Genomic DNA, 19,139 nt, shown 5'->3' with positions numbered 1-19,139 from the left:
CAATCGGCATAATGCACCACCCCCGAAAGGGGACGACCATGCGCACCAAGACCAGAAGCCACCGCATCGTTGCCGCACTTTGCGCAGTGCCTTTCCTCGTGCTGGCCGGCGCCGGCGCCGCGAGCGCAGTTCCCGACGCCGTACCGGCAGTCGCAACTACCCACGTCCAGCACCATGGCTGGGGTTGTGACTACTGGGACTGGGGCTGCGGTTACGGCGGCTACGGCGGTTACGGCGGTTACGGCGGCTATGGCGGATTCGGCGGCCACGGCGGCTACGGCGGATTCGGTGACGGCGGCCACGGCGGCTATGGCGGATTCGGCGGCGGCGGCTTCGGCGGCGGCCACGGCGGCGGCGGATTCGGCGGCGGCGGTGGCGGCGGCCACGGCGGCGGCGGAGGCGGCGGTCGCTGATCATCCGGCCCGAAAAACCACCGACAACCTTCCATCACAGGGGACCTGCCCGCAGGGGCCGGTCCCCTTCCGCTGCGCCCACCGGACACCGAACACTGCACAGGCCTGGGCCGCTACGGCGCGCCCCGCACGGTCCGGGCCGCGCACCCCGCCACCTCGTCCAGCAGCCGCGCCTGCCGGAGCGTGTCCGCGTACGGCGCGGAGCCCGCTTGGACGGCCGCGGCGAAGGCGGCCACGGTGTTGGCCACCTGGTCGTCGGCGCACAGCGGGATCTCCCGGATGCCGGCGGGTCCCTCCAGCACGGCCACCGGGACCCGGTCGGCGGGCGGGGTGAAGGCCCGCTCGAGGGTGATCCGGCCCGTACTGCCGCACAGCTCATAGGCGTTGCGGTAGGCGTGGTCCAGCCCGAAGGTGAGCTGTGCGGTGATCCCTCCGGGGGTGCGCAGCAGGGCGGCGCCGCCGGTGTCGACCCCGAAGCCCGCCGTCGAGGTGAGCGCGGCGCCGAGCACGGTCAGGTCGCCTCCGAGCAGGTGCAGGGCCGCGCGGAGGGGGTAGACGCCGGTGTCCCAGAGCGCGCCGCCGCCCAGTTCGGGGCGGTAGCGGATGTCGTCGGCCGGGCGCCGCGGAACGGTGAACTCCGCCTGGAAGGAGCGGAGTTCACCGATGGCGCCGTCGGCGACCAGCCGGCGCACCCGCGCGTGCTGGCCGTGGTGGACGAACATCACGTTCTCCATCAGCGCCAGCCCGCGGCGGCCGGCCAGTTCGCCCAGCTCGGCCGTCCGGGCCGGGTCCATGGTCACCGGCTTCTCCGCCAGGACGTGCTTGCCGCTGCGCAGCGCCGCCTCGATCCACTCGGCGTGCAGGGCGAGCGGCAGCGGCACATACACCGCGTCCACCGCGTCGTCCGCCAGCACCCCGGCATAGCCGTGCGCCGCCCGCGCCCCGTACTCCGCCGCGAGCGCCGCGGCCCGCGCGGCGTCCCGGCCGGCCACCACGGCCACCTCGGTGGCGGGACAGGCGGCGAACGCGGGGAGCATCCGCCGCCGGGCGATGTCCGCGCAGCCGAGCACTCCGATCCGTACCGGGTCCATCAGGTCTCCGCTGGTTGCCAGTTGGGCAGCAGCCCGGCCGCGACGGTATCGGCCAGGCTGCGGGCGTGGGTGTCCTTCTCCGACATCAGCGGCGGTTCGGTGTATCCCCAGGGCAGGCCGAGTGCGGGGTCCAGCGGGTTGATGTCGATCTGGGTGCCGGGCGCGTACACCGTCGACATGACGTAGCAGATACGGGTGTCGTCGGTCAGCGCGAGGAATCCGTGGCCGACGCCCTCGGGGATGTAGAGGGAGCGGCCGGAGCGCGCGTCGAGGGTGCAGACGTGGTGCCTGCCGAAGGCCGGGGAGCCCACCCTGAGGTCGACGATGATGTCCCGCAGCGCGCCGTGGACGCAGGTGACGTACTTGGCCTGGCCCGGCGGCACGGCCACGGTGTGGATGCCGCGCAGCGTGCCCCGGCAGGACACGGAGTAGCTGACCTGCCGGGGGACGAACGGCTCGCCCAGTACGCGTGCCAGCTTGTCGGTGCGCAGCCCTTCGTGGAAGCTGCCGCGCTCGTCCGGCAGGAGTTCCGGGGTGACGGTGTAGGCCCCGGGGATCGCCGTCGGGGTGATCCGCACCGCGGTGTCTCCTCTCGTGCGTACGGCTGAGTGCGTGTGTACGGCTGAGTGCGTGTGTACGGCTGCGTGTGCGTACGGCGGGCCGTCAGATCCGGGCGGCCGCCAGCTTCTCCACCTCGGCCACGATCTCGCCGGGCAGCGGGAGTTGGGAGATCTCCCGGGACAGCACCCCGGCCCGCTCGCGGTAGCCGGGGTCCGTGAGCAGCTTCCGGCACGCCTGGGTGATGTCCTCCTGGCTGCCGGACTCGATGAGGATCGCGGCACCGAACTCGGCGATCTTCCGGGTCGCCGCCGTCGGGTACTCGGGGTGGGCGATCAGCTGCGGCACCCCGGCGTTCAGCGCGGTCATATCGGTGCCGCCACCGCCGTGGTGCATGATCACGTCGCAGGTGGGGGCCAGCACATCGAGCGGCACCCAGCCGATCCGGACGTCCGGCAGCTCGGCCCGCAGCTCGGCCGCGACGTTCTCCGGCGCCCCGACGACGACCTCCACGCCCAGGCCGCCGATGCTCCTGGCCATATCGTGCAGCGCATCGCCGCTGAACAGCCGGGTGCCGGCGGTGATGTACACCCGGGGGCGGTCGCCCTTGGTGTACATCCACGGCTCCAGGGGCTTTTGCGGGTTGCCCGGGATCCAGCGCATCGGCCGGGCCGGCAGCGGGTCCTGGTCGGGCTGGAGACTCGGCGGACACACCTCCAGCCACAGGTCCGGCTCCGGTACCCGCTCCAGGCCCAGTTCGGCGAGGACCGGCGCCAGCACCGGTGCGGCGCCCGGGTCGTAGGTCCGCGAGTCGATGCGGTCCCATTCCAGCCGTACGGACGGAATGCCCAGGTGATGGGCGAGCAGCGGCGCGGTGTAGAACATTCCGCCGCCGACCACGATGTCGGGGCGCCAGTGGTCGGCCAGATCGAGCAGCCGCTCCAGGCTGTCGACGGCGATCTCCGCGTAGACCCGGCCGACCGCCTTGAGCTGGTCCAGCGGGTCCTGGGGCATCGCGCCCATGAAGGCGCTGACCTCTTCCATCGATACGGGGGAGATCTTGACCGGGGCGAGGCCGACGCTGGCGATGTTCGGCAGCACCCATTCGATCCCGCCCATGAGGACCTGGTGCCCGGCATTGCGCAGGGCGGTCGCCAGGGGCGCGTGCGAAAAGATGGGGTACGGGCTGTTGCCCGGGATGAACAGGACCTTCATGGTCTCTCCGTAGGTCGTGGAGCGTCGTCAGGCGGTCTTGATGAGCACCGCGGCGGCCCGGAAGCCGGAGAGCAGCGCGGCCTCGGTGGTGGGCGAGTTGAAGTAGTCGCCGGCGAACACCACCGGTGCGGCCTGCTGCCGCATCACCTGGACCGACTGCCGGTAGCGGCCCGGTGCCGGGATGGGGAACCCGTACGGCCGCTCGGCGATCTGGAACGGTTCGGCGTCGGCCGGGAAGTCCGGCCACAGGGTGGGCAGCAGCGGCGTGACCGCGGCGAACTGTTCCTCGGGCGAAAGCCCTATCAGGCGGCGGGTGTTGGCGCGGCCCGGGTAGGTGAACACCAGCAGCTTGTCGACCGGCCGGCCGTTCGCGTCCCGTACCTGCCGGGGGTAGGTGATCATGTTGCGCAGCGGCGGGTCGTCGGGCCCGCCGGCCACGATGTGCGCCTCGGCGGGCAGGCTGTCGGCGTCCACCAGGTACGAGACCGACAGCGCCGGTTCGTACCGCTGGGACTCCAGGAAGGCGCGGGTGTCCCCGCCCACCGCCGCATCCGGCAGCGCGGCGACCAGTTTCGCGGCGATCGGCGCCGGGGTGGCGATCACCACGTCGTCGAAGGTGTCGGTGACGGGGTCCGAGCCGTCGCGGGCGGCGGTGATCCGCACGCCGTCAGGGACCGTCTGCACGCCGGTGACCTCGTGGGACAGCCGCAGTTCGGCGCCGGCCGCGTTCTTCTCGGCGATGATCTCCATGCCGTTGCGCAGCACATAGAAGCCGGAGCCGCCCATCCAGGCCAGCAGGGCCCTGGCGTGGACGGCGGAGATCTCCTCGCTGGCGAAGTTCCAGAAGCCCTCGATCTGCGGCCGCAGCAGGAAGTCGAAGCCGCGCCTCGAGACCTGCCGGTAGCCCCATTCGGCGGCGGATCGGCCATCGTCGAACGGCGCGGACTTCACCGGGTCGAAGAGGTCCAGCTCCTTCTGCTTGCGGACCTGCTTCAAGGTGGTGAGGAGGAAGGCGATCCGGTCGCGGAGCGAGACGTGCTTGTAGGTGAGCAGGCTGACGGGGGAGTCGGAGGAGAGGGCGACGGGGACGCCGTTGTCGGCGATGTGGACGTTGCTGGAGATCTTGAGCAGCTGGTCCTTGAGGCCGTACTCCTCGATGAGTGCGGTCATCTCCCGGTAGAAGCTGACGTACATCAGGTTGATGCCGACATCGGGCTCGATCTCCGGCCGGTGCCAGGAGCGGGCCCGGCCGCCGAGCCCGTCCGCCGCTTCGTAGACCACGACGTCCCGGCCGGCCTGGATGAGTTTCTTGGCAGCGGCGGAACCGGCCATGCCGCCGCCGATCACCGCGGTCCTGGTGCGACCGGACATCAACAATCCACCTCCGTGTGGGTCAGACGTATGCGTCAGTGCTCGGCGATCTCGTCGTCGTGCGGGTATTCCGTGCCCTGCCCCAGACCGCCGTCGACGGGCAGGTCGGCGCCGGTGGTGAAGGTGGCGTCGAAGCCGAGGAACAGCGCGGCGGTGGCGACCTCTTCGGGGGTGCCGAACCGCCGCATGGGGGTGAGCCGTTCGCCCTCCACCTGGTTGACGGCGCGCAGTTCGTCGGTGATGTCGGCCAGCCCCATGGACGGGGTCTGGGTGAACCCGGGGCTGACCGTGTTCACCCGGATTCCGCGGGAGAGCAGCTCGGAGGCCAGGACCCTGGAGAAGGCGCGGATCGCCGACTTCATCGCGGTCCCGACGCTGGTGCCGACGAACGCCGTGCCGGTCGTGGCGGAGGTGGTGAAGACGAACGAGCCGCCCGTGCGGACCAGCGGGGCCAGGCGCTGCGCGGTGAAGTACGCGCCCTTGGTGTTGATGTCGAACATCGCGTCGTAGGTCTCCTCGGTCACCTGGCCGAGCGAGCCGAACTTCACATGGCCGACGTTGACGAAGACGAAATCGACCTCGCCGAGGGTGTCCTCGACGGCCTTGCCGAGCGCGTCGATGTCGGCGAGGCTCCCGGCGTCGGAGCGCACCACATGGGCGCGCGGGCCGAGTTCCGCGCGGGCCGCCTCGATGTTCTTCTCGTCCAGCCCGGTGAGCAGCACCTCGGCGCCGCCGTCCAGGAGCGCCTTGACGGCGGCCATGCCGATGCCGTGGGTGCCGCCGGTGACCACGGCTTTCTTTCCGGCGTACCTGGCTGCCTGATTTTCTGCGTGCGCGTTCATGGGGCCCTTTCTGATCGGCCGTTACCGCCGGGGCTCAGACGATGTGGACTTCGGGGACGTAGAGGATCCAGCGGCCGCCCGCCGCACGGAATTCCTGCTCCTTCGCCATGATTTCCTCGGCGTGATTCCAGGCGAAGAGCAGCGCATAGTCCGGATACGGCGCGGAGAATGTCTCGGGGGGCCGCACGGGAATATGCATGCCGGGCGTCAGCCGCCCCTGTTTGGCCGGTGTGCTGTCGCAGATGTACGGCACGAGTTCCGGGCCGATTCCGCAGTAGTTGACGACCGTGGCGCTTTTCGCGGTCGCGCCGTATCCGACGACCGTACGGCCCTGTGCGCGCAGGTCGGTGAGCAGCTGAAGCAGCTCGCGCCGCCCCCGCCGCACCCCGTCCGCGAACCGCCGGTAGGTCTCCGGGCTCGCCAGCCCCCGGGTGCGCTCCTGCGCCAGCAGCTCGGCCACCGCCGGCGAGGGCGTGCGCCTGCCGGGGCGCGCGATGGTGTAGCGCATCGATCCGCCGTGCACCGCGAGCGGCTGGACGTCGGCCAGCGCGAAGCCGAAGGTCTCGGCCATCGCCCGTACCGAGGAGACCGAGAACAGATAGAAGTGCTCGTCGTAGATCTGGTCGAAGGCGTTCTGCGCCATGATGTCGCCGAGGTAGCGGTCCTCGAGGACCAGCACACCGTCCGGGGCCAGCAGCGCGTCGACGCCGCGGAAGATGGAGTCCATGTAGGCGATGTGGCTGGTGGTGTTCGCGGAGAAGATGACGTCCGCCGGGCCGTCGGCGGCGGCGATCTCGCGCGCCGTCGAGTCCTGGAAGAAGTCGGTGCGCACCCGTACGCCATCGGCCCTGGCGAAGTCGCCCACCTGCGCGGACGGGTCGACACCCAGGTGCCGGACGCCCGCCTTCTGGATGGTCTTGAGCATGGTGCCGTCGTTGGAGCCGATCTCCACCATGAACGGGTCGGTGCCGGTGAGTTCGGTCTCCAGCAGCTGCCGGGCGAAGGCCTCGAAATGGTCGTGCATCACGGACGAACCCGAGGACCGGTAGGGGTAGTCCTCGTGGAACATCTGCTCCCGGGGGACCTCTTCGAGCAGCTGGACCATCGTGCACGTGTGGCAGATTCCCACCGCCAGCCGGAAAGAGAACTCACTGCCGGCCGTCTCCGGTGTCACAAAGGAATCGGAAACCGGCTGCCTTCCGAAATCGAAGAATTCCTCGACAGTGCCACCGCAGATCCGGCACTTGGCCACAGTCGTACTCCCTTGAGAGTTCTTTGGCGGACGGGCGTTCTGGGAACGGAGTTTGTTGGCTGCGGCCGAGCGCCCTCAAGACGGCGACGGGATATGTGTCAGGTCCGGCCGGCCAATCGCCCGGCCCATGCGAAAGCGCCGGCCCTTCGCCGGGTGCGCGAAGTTCCGGTGCTTTCGGTGCGGGGCGGGCCCGGCAGGCGGCCGGGCCGGCCGGATCAGTGCTCCGGTACGGGCGAGAGCGCGTCGTCCGCAGGTTCGGCGGCCCCCGCCGGCGGCGCGGGGTCCTCCTTCTTCGCGCCCGCGCGGCGCAGCACGGTGGCCGAGAGGACCACGAGGACGGCCGCCACCACGGCACAGGCGATGCCGATGGTGTTGACGCCGCTGGTGTACGCCTCCCGCGCGGCGATCAGCACCTTGTCCGCCAGCGCGGCGGGCAGCTCCTGGGCCGCGGCCAGCGCGCCCTCGATGCTGTCCCGGGCGCCTTCGGCCGCGCCCGCCGGCAGGCCGTCCGGCAGCGAGAGCTCATTGCGGTAGATGACGGTGCCCAGGCTGCCCAGACCGGCGATGCCCAGCGCCACCCCCAGGTCGCCGCAGATCGACGACAGTGCGGCGGCGCTGCCCGCCTTCTCCGGCGGGGCGGACCCGACCACCAGGCCGGTGCCCAGCGCCCCGATGGGACCGCCGCCGAAGAAGACCACGACGAAGCCGCTCACCAGCAGCGGCAGTCCGCCGGCCGGGCTGACGAACACGATCAGCACATAGCCGAGCAGGCTGCTGCCCAGCCCCAGTCCGATCACGGCCGCCAGCGACATCCGCTTCGCCAGGGTGGGGGCCAGCTGCCCGGCGACGATGGACGCGAGCGCCGAGGGCAGCATCCACAGTCCCGCGGTCATCGGGGAGAGCCCCTCGACCATCTGCAGGAAGCCGGTGATGAACAGGTAGCTGCCGCCCGTGGCGATCATGGAGACCAGCAGGATCGCCAGCGCGGAGGTGAACGCGCCGCTGCGGAACAGCCGCAGGTCCAGCAGCGGATGGGTGAGCGTGCGCTGCCGTGCCACGAACGCCGCGCCGACCAGTACCCCGACCACGATCGCGGCGGCGGGCAGCGGCTGCCAGCCGTACCGGGCGAGCTCCTTGAGGCCGTAGATGACCGGCAGGATCGTCGCCAGCGAGAGCGCCACGCTGATCAGGTCCAGCTTTCCGCCGTCGGGGTCGCGGTACTCCGGCAGCAGCAGCGGCGCCGCGATCAACAGAATGATCATGATCGGGACGCCCAGCAGGAACACCGAGCCCCACCAGAAGAATTCCAGCAGCGCGCCGCCGATGACCGGCCCGAGCGCGGTGCCCGCCATGAAGCAGCTGGCCCATACCGCGATGGCCCGGCCGCGCTGCTGCGGGTCGTGGAACATATTGCTGATCAGGGCGAGGGTGGAGGGCATCAGCGTGGCCGCGGAGACGCCGAGCAGCGCGCGGGCCGCGATCAGCATCTCGGCGCTGGTGGAGTACGAGGCCAGCAGCGAGGTGAGGCCGACGCAGGTGGCGCCGATCATCAGCAGCTTGCGGCGGCCGATCCGGTCCCCGAGCGTGCCCATGGTGATCAGGAAGCCGGCGATCATGAACCCGTAGGCGTCCATCATCCACAGCGTCTGGGTGCCGCTGGGCCGCAGCGCCTCGGCGAGGTGCGGCAGCGCCAGGAACAGCACGCTCTGGTCGAGGGAGATCAGCAGCGTGGGCAGGGCCAGCACGGCGAGCCCGGCCCATTCCCGGCTCCCGGCCTTTGCCGGGGCGGCCGGCGGGGCGGTCGATGACATGGGAGGAGTTCCTTTCGTGTTCGGGGGGTGCGGGAGGGGTACGGGCGGGCCCTGGGGCTCAGCCGGGGTACGGGTGCGCGGCGCGGGCGTCGCGCAGGGTGTGGCCCCACCAGGTCAGCTGGTTGAGCATCGCCTCGGCCGCGGCGCCGCAGCCCTCGGGATCGGTCGGCCGGCCCTCGTCGTCGAACCGCGCCCGGTGGTCGGGGAAGGCGACGGAGTCCCGGACGGTGACGGCGTGCAGTCCGGAGAAGATCTGGCGCAGATGCGCCACCGCGCGCAGGCCGCCGGCGATGCCCCCGTAGGAGACGAACCCGACCGGCTTGGCCTGCCATTCGGCGGTGTACCAGTCGATGGCGTTCTTCAGTGAGGCGGGGAAGCTGTGGTTGTACTCGGGCGTGACGATCACGAACGCATCCGACGACGCCAGCCACGGCGCCAGGTCCCGCACCGCCTGCGGCGTGGGCCCGTCGTCGCCGAGGACCTCGGGCAGCCACACCTTGGCCAGGTCGATCACATCGACGTCGAGGTCGGCGCGGCCGGCCGCCTCGGCGGCGATCCAGTTGGCCGGGGTGGGCCCGAAACGGCCGGTCCGGATGCTGCCGATGATGACGGCCAGACGCAGCCTGCGTGCGGACATCACGGCTCCCTTCGCGCTCTCGGCTTGTTGACGCTGTGCGTCGCTGTTCCGGCAGCCACCTTGCAAAAGCCCACTCCCGAACGGCTCTTGATCCGCTCTCGGCCGCTCTCGGCCGCTCTCTGACGCTCTCGGCCGCTTCCGGACCGATCTCGTCCTGTCGTTGACCGATACGTTCGGCTAGCGTGATCGCATGCGTTTCGGGGTGCTCGGTCCGTTAGGGGTGTGGACGTCCGACGGACGTCCCGTCCGGATACCGGAGCTCAAGGTCCGCGCCCTGCTGGCCCATCTCCTGGCGCAGCACGGGCAGCCGGTGTCGGCGGACCGGCTGATCGACGCCCTGTGGGGCACCAAACTCCCCAACAACCCGGCCGGCGTCCTGCAGAACAAGGTGTGGCAGCTGCGCCGGGCCCTGGAGGCCGCCGAACCGGGCGGCCGCGACCTCGTCCTCTCCAGTCCACCGGGCTACCAACTCCGCCTGGACGACGAAGCGTTGGACACCGACCGCTTCCGCGGCCTGGCCACGCGGGCCCGGGCGGCCGCCGATCCCCGGATACGGGCCGGGCTGCTGGCGGACGCGCTGGCGGTGTGGCGCGGCGCGGCGTTCGCCGACTTCGCCGACGAGGAGTTCGCCCGCGCCGCCCGCGACCGGCTGGCCGAACAGCGGCTGACCGCCCTGGAGGAACAGGCCGAGGCCCGCCTGGAGTTGGGCGAACACGCGCTGGTGGCCGACGAGCTCGGCGATCTGGTCGCCCTGCACCCCCTCCGCGAGCGCCTGCGCACCGCCCACATCCGCGCCCTCTACCTCGCCGGCCGGCAGAGCGCCGCGCTCAGCAGCTACGCCGATCTGCGCGACCGGCTCGCCGAGGACCTCGGCCTGGACCCGAGCCCGGAACTGGCCGCCCTACGGCAGGCGATCCTCACCCAGGACCCCGCGCTGACCGCCGTACCCGCTCCCCCGACTTCCGCCGCCCGCCCGCCGACGAACGTCCCGGCCCCGCTCACCGCTCTCATCGGCCGCGACGAGGCGATCGCCGAACTGTGCTCCCTGCTGACCGCCAACCGCCTGGTCACCCTCACCGGCGCGGGCGGCGTCGGCAAGACCCGGCTCGCGCTGGCCACCGCCGCGCGGCTGGGCGGCGCGTTCCCCGGCGGCGTACGGCTGGCCGAGTTCGCCGCCCTGGACCCGTCGCCGGCGGCCGAGGTGCACGAGGTCGTCGGCGCGGTCCTCGGCGTACGCGACGACTCCCCGCCGGGCCCCGGAGCCACCCCGTTCTCGCTCACCGACCGGCTGGCCCACGCCCTGGGCGAAGCCCCCGCCCTCCTGGTCTTCGACAACTGCGAGCATGTCATCGCCCCGGTCGCCGAGCTGGCCGAACAGCTCCTCAAGGCCGCCCCGGGCCTGAGCATCCTCGCCACCAGCCAGATGCCGCTGGGCGTCACCGGCGAACACCTCCAGGAAGTGCCGCCGCTCAGCCGCCCGGCGTCCACCGCCGACCTCTCGCCGGAATCCGTACGGCACTTCAGCGCCGTGGAGCTCTTCGTGGCGCGCGCGAGGGCCGCCGCCCCGAACTTCGTCCTCGACGACACCACCCTCCCGCCGGTCGTGGCGATCTGCCGGCGCCTGGACGGCATCCCCCTCGCCCTGGAAATGGCCGCCACCCGCGTCCGGGCCCTGGGCGTGACGGAGTTGGCCGCTCGCCTGGACGACCGCTTCTCCCTCCTGTCCGCGGGAACCCGCAGCGCCCCGGCCCGCCAGCGCACCCTCCGCGCGGTCATCGACTGGAGCTGGGAACTGCTCGGCGACCAGGAGCGCGCGGTGCTGCGCCGGCTGGCCGTGCACGCCGACGGCGCCACCCTCAGCGCCGCCGAGGAGGTCTGCGCCGCCCCCGGCCTGGCCCGCACCGACGTCCTCGACCTGCTCGCCCGCCTCGTGGACTGCTCCCTGGTCGTCATGACCGACACCGCCGACGGCCCCCGCTACCGCCTCCTGGAGTCCGTCACCGCCTACTGCCTCGACCGGCTCCGCGACAGCGACGAACTGCCCGACCTCCAGCTCCGCCACCGCGAGCACTACACCGCCCTCGCCGAACGCGCCGAACCGCATCTGCGCGGCCACGGCCAGCGGCAGTGGCTGCACCGGCTGGACGCCGAGAACGCGAACCTGCGCACCGCCCTCGACACCGCGGTCCGGGCCGGCGACGCGGACCGCGCGCTGCGCCTCGTCAACGCGCTGACCTGGTACTGGTACCTGCGCGGCCGCAACAGCGAGGCCCGGCGCTCGCTCACCGCCGCGCTGTCGGTCCCCGGCCCCCGCCCCGCCGCCGCGGTCGCCCGCGCCACCGCCTGGCTGGGCGGCGTACGCCTCGTCCTGGGCGGCGTCACGGACCCGGTCGCGGAATACCGCACCGCCCTCGCCCCGTACGAGGAGGTCGACGACCCCGGCGGCCGGGCCCGGATGGAATGGTTCCTCGGCTCCAGCCTCTACGGCATCGGCGACCTGGCACCCAGCGAGGAACTCGTCCACGGCGCCCTTGCCGCCTTCCGCTCCCTGGGCGACGACTGGGGCACCGCCGCGGCGCTCGGCAGCCGCACCTTCCACGCGAAGCTGCGCGGCGACTTCACCGCACTGCGCCGCGACGGCGAGCAGAGCCTTGGCCTCTTCCGCGAACTGGGCGACCAATGGGGCCAGCTCCAGGCCCTGACCCCCCTCGAAACGCTGGCCGAGATCGTCGGCGACTACGCCCACGCCGGCCGCCTCTACCGCGACGGCCTGCGCATGGCCGAAGACCTCGGGCTCTGGCCCGAGGTCTCCTTCCAGCTCACCGGCCTGGGCCGGATCGCCCTCCTGACCGGCGACCTCCCCCGCGCCCGCGAATTCCACGAACGCGCCCGCCGCCTCTCCGCCGAGCAGTCGGACAAGTTCGGCGAACAGTTCGCCGAAATCGGCCTGGCCATGGGCGCCCGCCGCGAGGGCGCCTACGACACCGCCGAGGCCCACCTCCACAGCGTCATCGCCCTCCACCGCGAAATGGGCTACGAGCCGGACGTCCCCGCCCTGATCCTCGCCGAACTCGGCTTCCTCGCCGAACTGCGCGGCGACGCCGACCGCGCCCTGGAACTCCAGCTCCAGGGCCAGGCCGCCGCACGGGCCACCGGTGACCCGAGGGCGGTCGCCCTGGCCCAGGAGGGCGAGGCCGGGGCGAGGCTCCTCGCCGGCCGGCCCGACCACGCGGCCCGGCTACTGGGGGCAGCCGATGCGGCGCGGCGGTCGGTGGGCGTCCCCCTGCCGGCCGGTGAGCGCTACGACGTCACCCGCATCGAGGCGGGCGCGCGGCGGGCGCTGGGGGAGGCGGACTACGAGGCCGCATTCGCGCGGGGGGCGGCGGGAGGCGCGTAAGGCGAGCTCGCGACAAGCCTCGCCGGCATCGCCTCACCATGGCAGCCCAACGGCCAGGAACAGCAGTGCTGTTCCTGGCCGTTGGCGCGGGCGGAACCCGCCGATCGGCTACCGCTTCAGGCCGGTCGCACTACACCTTGAAGTAGTCCTGCCAGGCGTCATAGAGCGCCTGCCTGATGGCTTGATCAGCCTGTTGCGCCGCCTGATTGAACGTCCCGGTCACGCCGTAGTAGTAATAGGCGCCATCGTTCGTCGCCATGTGGTCCTCGGCGGAGTTGTCCACGTGGCGGCTGAAATGGATGTTCGCGAAGGCGTTGACGGCGGTGCACACGTAGTACACCCAGTTTCCCGTCAGGTTCTCCATGGCGTTCGTCGGACGCCAGTCCTGCATCGGCATTACGATCCCCCTTTTTCCTGGTCCCGGTTCTCGGATCAGACTGCGGACAGGCTGATGTCACCCGTGCCGTTGACCGTCATCTGGTAGTCCTGCGGGCTGTGCTCGACGTTGGCGAGGACGAACTCCCCCTTGCCGTCGTCCCACTCGCCCTTCACCTTCCAGTCGGAATCCCAGATGATGCAGCGACCCCGTCCGGTCTGGACGGCCAGCGGCTTCTCCTTGTGCTGCGAGATCCACGCGTACGCGTCGCTGTGCGACCTCGGGCTCACGGACTGGCTGTCCCCCGCGTGCTCCTCATTGACGAAAGAGACGAAAGAGTTCGACTGGTTGTCGCAGCCTTTGATTCCGGTGGTCATGCGGATTTCCTCCCGTAGGCGGGGTCCCCGTGCCGCGCTGGTCCCAGACTTTGCGGACTTCGCTTCTGCAGGTTCCCCGTGAGTTGCGTTCGGTGCGATCGATGCCCTGTGCGGGCCCCGTGAGCACCTGGTCTGCTTAGAGCTTCGCGCCCCGCCCTAACGTTGCGCTGACGTCTCGCTGGCGCCCCGCTGCCGCCTCGCTGCCGCCTCGCTGACGTCGGCCTGACCTCGCGCTTCACGCGCACACCACAGAAGATGCCCCGTGCCTCAAACGCCTTGAATCCCTCAAGCAAAGGGGGAGTTCGCCATGCACACCCACGTCGTGGGGTGGGACCTGTCCGCTTCAGGCGGGAAATGAGCCGGCGGTGCCGTACGGGACGTAGTGCAAACCTGCACAGCGCCCTCGGCACCACTCGTATGTCAGCCCTTCAGGCTCGCGACGAACGTGGCCCAGGCCCGGTGGGGAACGAGGAGCGCGGGGCCGTGCGGGTCCTTGGAATCGCGGACGGGAACGACGCCGGGGCAGCCGTCGGCGACCTCGACGCACTCGCCCCCAGTGTTGTTGCTGTAGCTGGACTTTCGCCAGGTGATGGGACTCGGCATGCTGTCCTCCCATGGCTCGGCGCCCGCCGTAGCGGGCGCCGGTCTCTTGTGTCAGGCCTTCAGGCTCGCGACGAACGTGTCCCAGGCCTTGCTGAGGACAAGGAGCGCGGGACCCTGCGGGTCCTTGGAATCGCGGACGGGGACGAGGCCGGGGCAGCCGTCGGCGACCTCGACGCAATCGCCCCCGTTGTTGTTGCTGTAGCTGCTCTTGCGCCAAGCAGCGGCGCTCAGGTCCGGGGTCATTCGCATGCCGTCCAGTCCTCCATTGCCTCTCGGATCATCGCCTCGGAGTTGCGAGGCGACAGGGCCATGGCCCTGAGCAGATCGTAGGACGCCTCAAGCTCCGACACTTCCTCTCCGTTCTCGATTATTGACCCCGACCGGCTGCCCTCCAGGTAGGCCACGACTGGTTGGTTGGGCATGGTGTAGAGCGTCAGCGAACCACCCATCTCCGCATGCTCGCCTGCGTCGTACGGCAATACCTGGAGAGTTACGTAGGGAGATGTCCCGCGCTCGATCAGGCACTGCATCTGGTGTCGCATCACCTCGGGACTGCCGACCCGTCGGCGCAGGACTGCCTCGTCCAGAACGAACCAGCAGCGCGGCGGCTTTGGTCCGTTCAGCAGTACCTGCCGGTCGATGCGCGCCTTAACCATCGCCTCGATTTCCGCGTCTGGCGCATGTGGCAGTCCACAGCGCAGCCCTCGCGCCGCGAGCTCCGGCGTCTGGAGCAGACCGGGGACGGTGGAGCACGTGTACTGCCTGATGGCGGTCGCCTGGTTTGCGATCTCGGTCATGCGGCGGTACTTGCCGGGAAACGGCTCCTGCAACGCGAGTTCATACAGGCTCGCGAACAGCCCGCCCGTACCGAAGCAAGCATCCAGCTTCGACGGCAGATCGTCGTACGGCAGCGCCTCCGCCCGCTCATACCGCGCCAGCTGCGACTTGCTGTAGCTCAGCACGTCGGCGAGCCGCCTCAGCGACATGTCGGCCTTCGTCCGGTAGTAGCGGATTCTCTCGCCGAACAGATCGCGTGCCGAGCGGCCCGGATCAAGGTCGTGTGGTTGGAACGTCATCAGCCCATCCCTTCCTGTCCCCAGGAGCGTGCGGGACAGCTGCACCCTGCACATCGTAATCAGCGCAGAGCAACCATGGGGAGACTCGCAGTAATCGCCCCGGCGACCGCCTCCAGCGGCCCCGGGGCATGGCCAACGCTTGATCCCTCAATCCCGAAGGAGCGTCAACATGGGGCATTTTATTGCCCGTTGCCTCGCCTGGGTGCGCGCTTTAGCCATCCCCGCCGCGCACACCTGCACCTGCCGGGTGACCGTCCGTACGGTCCTCTACGAGGCCGGTTTCGAGGTCGTCTCGTGAGCGCCGGATGGACGCCGCCCCCGATGGCCCCGCCATCCCGCCAGTCCCTGATGACCCTGCGCGTCTACACGGCGGGCCCTGACGGCGTGGTCAAGGAGCAGCGGGCCGAGGTGCACGTCGTCGCCGGGGACCCCTTCGCCCCGTACTGCCTCACGCAGGCGTGGCCGCCCTGCGCCTGCCCCCGCCACCGAGGCAGGTAGGGCGGAACCCGCCGGAGTCTGTCAGGTCGCCGAAGACCTGACAGACTCCCCGACCGCCGCCCGGCGCCTTCCCCTCGCTCCGCTAGATTGCTGAGCGTATTCCTGGAATAGCGGGGTCATCCCCCATTCATGTGTCATCGGGTCGCGCATCCCACATCAGTGACCGGCTAAAGAATTCACTTGGGAAGGATCGGCAGGATCCAGTGAAGGCTCTGGTGTTATCCGGCGGAATGGGAACCCGGCTGCGGCCCTTTACCTACTCCACGCCGAAGCAGCTCGTTCCGGTCGCCGGCAAGGCGGTGCTGGAACATGTGCTGGACAACGTTCTGGAAGCGGGCGTCACCGACATCGGCATCGTCGTCGGCGATCAGGCCGGACAGATCGCCGCGGCGATCGGCGACGGTGCGCGGTTCGGCGCCCGTATCACCTACCTCCACCAGGCCGAACCGCTGGGCCTGGCGCACGCGGTGCGGATCGCTCGGGGCTTTCTCGGCGAGGATGATTTCCTGATGTATCTCGGGGACAACATGCTGCCCGAGGGGATCACGGAGATCGCGCGGTCGTTCGCGAAGGAGCGGCCGCCGGCGCAGATCGTGGTCCAGAAAGTGCCCGATCCCAGCGCGTTCGGCGTCGCCGAGATCGACGCCGACGGCACCGTACAGCGGCTGGTGGAAAAGCCCGCGCAGCCGGTCAGCGATCTCGCGCTGACCGGCGTCTATTTCTTCACCCCGGCGATTCATGAGGCGGTCGCCGCAATCGAGCCCAGCGCACGCGGGGAACTGGAGATCACGGATGCCATTCAGTGGCTGCTGACGCACGGGCATCAGGTCAAGGCCAGTGAATATCTGGGGTATTGGCAGGACACCGGGCAGATAGCCGGCGTTCTGGAATGCAATCGGCGGGTACTGGACGGGCTGCGTGGCGAGCGGCTGGGGGCGGTCGATGCCGCGAGCCGGGTCACCGGCCAGGTGCTCGTCTCCCCCAGTGCCCGGGTGGTGCGGTCGGTGATCGAGGGCCCGGTGGTCCTCGGCCCCGGCACCGTGGTCGAGGACAGCCACATCGGCCGGTACACCTCGATCGGCAGTGGCTGTGCGCTGCACGGCACCCGGATCGAGGACTCGATCGTGCTGGACGGTGCGCGGGTGTCGGGCCTGGCGGGGCTCAGCGGTTCGGTGATCGGCCGGTCGGCGTCGGTCCGCAGCGGTGAACGTCACCGGCTGGTCGTCGGCGACGAGTGCGAAGTGGAGGTCGCGTCATGAGGATCCTGGTGACCGGAGGGGCCGGATTCATCGGCTCGCACTATGTGCGCACCCTGCTCGGCGGGGGATATGCGGGCGCGGAGCGGGCCCGGGTGACCGTCCTGGACAAGCTCACCTACTCGGGGAACCGCGCCAACCTCCCGCTCGGCGCGGAGCGGCTGGACTTCGTCGAGGGCGACATCTGCGATGCCGGGCTCGTGCGGGAGCTGCTGCCCGGCCATGACGCGGTGGTGCACTTCGCCGCCGAGTCGCACGTCGACCGCTCGATCGACGGGGCGGGGGACTTCTTCCGTACGAACGTCCTCGGCACCCAGGTGCTGCTGGAGGCCGCACTGCACAGCGGCGTCGGGCGGGTGGTGCATGTCTCGACCGACGAGGTGTACGGGTCGATCGCCGAGGGGTCGTGGACGGAGACGTGGCCGCTGGCCCCCAACTCGCCCTACGCGGCGTCCAAGGCGGGTTCCGACCTGGTGGCCCGCTCCTATGCGCACACCCATGGGCTGGATGTGTCGATCAGCCGCTGCTCCAACAATTACGGGCCCTATCAGCACACCGAGAAGCTCATCCCGCACTTCGTGACCCGGCTGCTGGAGGGGCGAACGGTGCCGCTGTACGGGGACGGGCACAACGTCCGCGAATGGCTGCATGTGGCGGACCACTGCCAGGCCGTCCATCTGGTCCTCACCAAGGGCCGGGGCGGCGAGGTCTACAACGTCGGTGGCGGGGTGGAACACCCCAATACGGTGATCGCCGAGCGGCTGGTGGAGCTGTGCGGCGCGGATCCGTCGGCGATCCGGTACGTGGCGGACCGGCCCGGACACGACGGCCGCTACTCCCTGGACGACACCAAGATCCGGGAGGAGTTGGGGTACGCGCCCCAGGTGCCGTTCGAGGAGGGGCTGCGGGACACCGTCGCCTGGTACCGGGACAACGTCTCGTGGTGGCGGGCATGACGGCGCCGCCCGTACCGCGGCCCCGGGAGGACCCCGGCGTGGCCGAGCGGATGGCGCGGTCCGCCCGCGCGGTCCACGGCCGGCGGCTGCCCACCGAGGAATTCGACGGATGGCTCGCGGGCCGCCGCGCCGCGCACCGGTTCCGGGTCGCCCCGATCCCGTTCGCCGCGCTCGACGGCTGGTCGTTCGCGGCCGGGACCGGGAATCTGGTGCACCGCAGCGGCCGGTTCTTCTCCGTCGAAGGGCTGCATGTCACGGTCGGCGAGGGCCCGTTCCCCGAGTGGCAGCAGCCCATCATCAACCAGCCCGAAGTCGGCATCCTCGGCATCCTGGCCAAGGAGTTCGACGGCGTACTGCACTTCCTGATGCAGGCCAAGATGGAGCCGGGCAACCCCAATCTGCTCCAGCTCTCCCCGACCGTGCAGGCCACCCGCAGCAACTACACCAAGGTGCACCGGGGCGCGGACGTGAAGTACCTCGGGCACTTCCTGCGGCCGGGGCGGGGCCGGGTGCTGGCCGATGTGCTCCAGTCCGAGCACGGCGCCTGGTTCCACCAGAAGTCCAACCGCAACATGATCGTCGAGACGACTGACGAGGTGCCGCTGGACGACGACTACTGCTGGCTCACCCTGGGGCAGCTCGGGGCACTGCTGCGCCGGGACAACGTCGTCAACATGGACGCCCGTACGGTCCTGGCCTGCGCTCCGCCGGCCGGCACCGAAGAGGGCGCCCACCGAGCGCTGCATCCGGATACCGAGCTGCGGTCCTGGATCACCGGGGAACGCTCCCGGCACGACGTCCGCATACGCCGCATCCCGCTGGCGCAGGTCGCGGGCTGGGTCCGCGGCGCGGACAGTATCGAGCACACCCCGCAGCGGTACTTCCGGGTGATGGCGGCCTCGGTGCAGGCGGACAACCGTGAGGTCACCAGCTGGACGCAGCCGCTGATCCAGCCGCTGGGGACCGGCGTCACCGCCTTGCTGACCCGCCGGTTCGGCGGGGTGCCGCACGTCCTGGTGCAGGCCCGGCTCGAGGGCGGTTTCCTGGACACCATCGAGCTGGCGCCGACCGTCCAGTGCACGCCGGACAACTACCGCCACCTGGCCGCCGCGGACCGCCCGCCGTTCCTCGATCCGGTACTGGCCGCCACGCCCGGCCAGGTGCGTTACGAGGCGGTGCATTCCGAGGAGGGCGGCCGCTTCTACCACGCCGAGAGCCGGTATCTGATCGTCGAGGCCGGCCCGTCGGACGCGCCCGACGAGCCACCGCCCGGCTATCTCTGGGTCACCCCGGGCCAGCTGAACTCCCTTGTCCAGCACGGCCATTACGTCAATGTGCAGGCGCGCAGCCTTCTCGCCTGCCTCACCACCGGAGCGGCGCGGCTGTGAGGCGGCCGGCCGCACCGGTACC

At 70.7% G+C, this 19,139-nt stretch carries 20 protein-coding genes; 7 read left to right on the top strand and 13 right to left on the bottom strand.

The annotated features are described in order from the left end of the window. Nucleotides 1-38: 38 nt before the first annotated feature. Entirely contained in the window at nt 39-413 is a 375-nt protein-coding gene (locus ACZ4S3_RS23860; RefSeq protein WP_467937354.1) for a hypothetical protein, read from the top strand. Between the two features lie 113 nt (nt 414-526). Here the strand turns inward: ACZ4S3_RS23860 and ACZ4S3_RS23855 are convergent, their stop codons facing one another. From ACZ4S3_RS23855 to ACZ4S3_RS23820, 8 genes are all read right to left on the bottom strand, one after another. After that, nucleotides 527-1,504 (bottom strand): Gfo/Idh/MocA family protein, encoded by a 978-nt coding sequence (locus ACZ4S3_RS23855; protein ID WP_467937352.1) that lies wholly within the window; start codon nt 1,502-1,504, stop codon nt 527-529. Then, complete coding sequence (locus ACZ4S3_RS23850; RefSeq protein ID WP_467937350.1) at nt 1,504-2,082, bottom strand: dTDP-4-dehydrorhamnose 3,5-epimerase family protein; 579 nt, start codon at nt 2,080-2,082, stop codon at nt 1,504-1,506. The genes ACZ4S3_RS23855 and ACZ4S3_RS23850 overlap by 1 nt, the downstream gene beginning before the upstream one ends. 85 nt (nt 2,083-2,167) lie before the next feature. Continuing rightward, nucleotides 2,168-3,277, bottom strand: a complete 1,110-nt coding sequence (locus ACZ4S3_RS23845) for a nucleotide disphospho-sugar-binding domain-containing protein (RefSeq protein ID WP_467937348.1) — start codon at nt 3,275-3,277, stop codon at nt 2,168-2,170. 27 nt (nt 3,278-3,304) lie between these two features. After that, nucleotides 3,305-4,648 (bottom strand): FAD-dependent oxidoreductase, encoded by a 1,344-nt coding sequence (locus ACZ4S3_RS23840; protein ID WP_467937346.1) that lies wholly within the window; start codon nt 4,646-4,648, stop codon nt 3,305-3,307. A 35-nt stretch (nt 4,649-4,683) separates the two neighbouring features. Further along, a complete protein-coding gene (locus ACZ4S3_RS23835; protein WP_467937344.1) occupies nt 4,684-5,490 on the bottom strand; it encodes an SDR family oxidoreductase in 807 nt (268 codons plus the stop codon). Nucleotides 5,491-5,524: 34 nt separating this feature from the next. After that, complete coding sequence (locus ACZ4S3_RS23830; RefSeq protein WP_467937342.1) at nt 5,525-6,742, bottom strand: methyltransferase domain-containing protein; 1,218 nt, start codon at nt 6,740-6,742, stop codon at nt 5,525-5,527. A gap of 215 nt (nt 6,743-6,957) precedes the next feature. Further along, a complete protein-coding gene (locus ACZ4S3_RS23825; RefSeq protein WP_467937340.1) occupies nt 6,958-8,553 on the bottom strand; it encodes an MFS transporter in 1,596 nt (531 codons plus the stop codon). Between the two features lie 58 nt (nt 8,554-8,611). Then, nucleotides 8,612-9,190 carry an NADPH-dependent FMN reductase gene (locus ACZ4S3_RS23820; protein ID WP_467937338.1) on the bottom strand — a complete coding sequence of 193 codons (579 nt, stop codon included), beginning with the start codon at nt 9,188-9,190 and terminating at the stop codon, nt 8,612-8,614. 190 nt (nt 9,191-9,380) lie between these two features. On the opposite strand from ACZ4S3_RS23820, the gene ACZ4S3_RS23815 reads away from it, so the two are divergent. Beyond that, on the top strand, nt 9,381-12,587 hold the full coding sequence (locus ACZ4S3_RS23815; RefSeq protein WP_467937336.1) for a BTAD domain-containing putative transcriptional regulator: 3,207 nt from the start codon (nt 9,381-9,383) through the stop codon (nt 12,585-12,587). A 130-nt stretch (nt 12,588-12,717) separates the two neighbouring features. Here ACZ4S3_RS23815 and ACZ4S3_RS23810 read toward each other — a convergent pair whose 3' ends face one another. The 5 genes from ACZ4S3_RS23810 to ACZ4S3_RS23790 all read right to left on the bottom strand — a co-directional run bounded on the left by ACZ4S3_RS23810 (nt 12,718) and on the right by ACZ4S3_RS23790 (nt 15,064). Further along, nucleotides 12,718-12,984, bottom strand: coding sequence for a hypothetical protein (locus ACZ4S3_RS23810; protein ID WP_467937334.1), 267 nt, complete (start codon nt 12,982-12,984; stop codon nt 12,718-12,720). A 35-nt stretch (nt 12,985-13,019) separates the two neighbouring features. Then, nucleotides 13,020-13,340, bottom strand: coding sequence for a hypothetical protein (locus ACZ4S3_RS23805; protein ID WP_467937332.1), 321 nt, complete (start codon nt 13,338-13,340; stop codon nt 13,020-13,022). Between the two features lie 420 nt (nt 13,341-13,760). Continuing rightward, nucleotides 13,761-13,943 (bottom strand): DUF397 domain-containing protein, encoded by a 183-nt coding sequence (locus ACZ4S3_RS23800; protein ID WP_467937330.1) that lies wholly within the window; start codon nt 13,941-13,943, stop codon nt 13,761-13,763. A gap of 51 nt (nt 13,944-13,994) precedes the next feature. Beyond that, nucleotides 13,995-14,192: a DUF397 domain-containing protein gene (locus ACZ4S3_RS23795; RefSeq protein ID WP_467937328.1), complete on the bottom strand. Its 198-nt coding sequence runs from the start codon at nt 14,190-14,192 to the stop codon at nt 13,995-13,997. Continuing rightward, entirely contained in the window at nt 14,183-15,064 is an 882-nt protein-coding gene (locus ACZ4S3_RS23790) for a helix-turn-helix domain-containing protein (RefSeq protein WP_467937327.1), read from the bottom strand. The genes ACZ4S3_RS23795 and ACZ4S3_RS23790 overlap by 10 nt, the downstream gene beginning before the upstream one ends. Nucleotides 15,065-15,188: 124 nt before the next feature. On the opposite strand from ACZ4S3_RS23790, the gene ACZ4S3_RS23785 reads away from it, so the two are divergent. The 5 genes from ACZ4S3_RS23785 (at nt 15,189) to ACZ4S3_RS23765 (ending at nt 19,117) form a co-directional block, all read left to right on the top strand. After that, nucleotides 15,189-15,317 (top strand): hypothetical protein, encoded by a 129-nt coding sequence (locus ACZ4S3_RS23785; protein ID WP_467937325.1) that lies wholly within the window; start codon nt 15,189-15,191, stop codon nt 15,315-15,317. A gap of 23 nt (nt 15,318-15,340) precedes the next feature. Next, nucleotides 15,341-15,517: a hypothetical protein gene (locus ACZ4S3_RS23780; RefSeq protein WP_467937324.1), complete on the top strand. Its 177-nt coding sequence runs from the start codon at nt 15,341-15,343 to the stop codon at nt 15,515-15,517. A gap of 203 nt (nt 15,518-15,720) precedes the next feature. Further along, a complete protein-coding gene (locus tag ACZ4S3_RS23775) occupies nt 15,721-16,776 on the top strand; it encodes a glucose-1-phosphate thymidylyltransferase (protein WP_467937581.1) in 1,056 nt (351 codons plus the stop codon). Continuing rightward, the gene (gene rfbB / locus ACZ4S3_RS23770; RefSeq protein WP_467937323.1) at nt 16,773-17,729 is read left to right on the top strand and encodes a dTDP-glucose 4,6-dehydratase; all 957 of its coding nucleotides are present in this window, start codon (nt 16,773-16,775) and stop codon (nt 17,727-17,729) included. The genes ACZ4S3_RS23775 and rfbB overlap by 4 nt, the downstream gene beginning before the upstream one ends. Next, entirely contained in the window at nt 17,726-19,117 is a 1,392-nt protein-coding gene (locus ACZ4S3_RS23765) for an NDP-hexose 2,3-dehydratase family protein (RefSeq protein ID WP_467937321.1), read from the top strand. Before rfbB ends, ACZ4S3_RS23765 begins: the two co-directional genes overlap by 4 nt. Nucleotides 19,118-19,139 lie beyond the last annotated feature (22 nt).

This window comes from Streptomyces sp. NPDC028368 (genome assembly GCF_055565615.1).
Note: the sequence above shows the minus strand (reverse complement) of the source record. Positions and strands in the feature narration are given on the sequence as shown.

Excerpts from the sequence above, each read along its gene's own strand:
- ACZ4S3_RS23765 (WP_467937321.1), top strand. The coding sequence starts at position 17,726 with ATGACGGCGCCGCCCGTACCGCGGCCCCGGGAGGACCCCGGCGTGGCC.
- ACZ4S3_RS23800 (WP_467937330.1), bottom strand. The coding sequence starts at position 13,943 with ATGCCGAGTCCCATCACCTGGCGAAAGTCCAGCTACAGCAACAACACT.
- ACZ4S3_RS23810 (WP_467937334.1), bottom strand. The coding sequence starts at position 12,984 with ATGCCGATGCAGGACTGGCGTCCGACGAACGCCATGGAGAACCTGACG.
- ACZ4S3_RS23840 (WP_467937346.1), bottom strand. The coding sequence starts at position 4,648 with ATGTCCGGTCGCACCAGGACCGCGGTGATCGGCGGCGGCATGGCCGGT.
- ACZ4S3_RS23785 (WP_467937325.1), top strand. The coding sequence starts at position 15,189 with ATGGGGCATTTTATTGCCCGTTGCCTCGCCTGGGTGCGCGCTTTAGCC.
- ACZ4S3_RS23795 (WP_467937328.1), bottom strand. The coding sequence starts at position 14,192 with ATGCGAATGACCCCGGACCTGAGCGCCGCTGCTTGGCGCAAGAGCAGC.
- rfbB (WP_467937323.1), top strand. The coding sequence starts at position 16,773 with ATGAGGATCCTGGTGACCGGAGGGGCCGGATTCATCGGCTCGCACTAT.
- ACZ4S3_RS23845 (WP_467937348.1), bottom strand. The coding sequence starts at position 3,277 with ATGAAGGTCCTGTTCATCCCGGGCAACAGCCCGTACCCCATCTTTTCG.
- ACZ4S3_RS23855 (WP_467937352.1), bottom strand. The coding sequence starts at position 1,504 with ATGGACCCGGTACGGATCGGAGTGCTCGGCTGCGCGGACATCGCCCGG.
- ACZ4S3_RS23835 (WP_467937344.1), bottom strand. The coding sequence starts at position 5,490 with ATGAACGCGCACGCAGAAAATCAGGCAGCCAGGTACGCCGGAAAGAAA.
- ACZ4S3_RS23815 (WP_467937336.1), top strand. The coding sequence starts at position 9,381 with ATGCGTTTCGGGGTGCTCGGTCCGTTAGGGGTGTGGACGTCCGACGGA.
- ACZ4S3_RS23820 (WP_467937338.1), bottom strand. The coding sequence starts at position 9,190 with ATGTCCGCACGCAGGCTGCGTCTGGCCGTCATCATCGGCAGCATCCGG.
- ACZ4S3_RS23805 (WP_467937332.1), bottom strand. The coding sequence starts at position 13,340 with ATGACCACCGGAATCAAAGGCTGCGACAACCAGTCGAACTCTTTCGTC.
- ACZ4S3_RS23860 (WP_467937354.1), top strand. The coding sequence starts at position 39 with ATGCGCACCAAGACCAGAAGCCACCGCATCGTTGCCGCACTTTGCGCA.
- ACZ4S3_RS23825 (WP_467937340.1), bottom strand. The coding sequence starts at position 8,553 with ATGTCATCGACCGCCCCGCCGGCCGCCCCGGCAAAGGCCGGGAGCCGG.
- ACZ4S3_RS23780 (WP_467937324.1), top strand. The coding sequence starts at position 15,341 with ATGGCCCCGCCATCCCGCCAGTCCCTGATGACCCTGCGCGTCTACACG.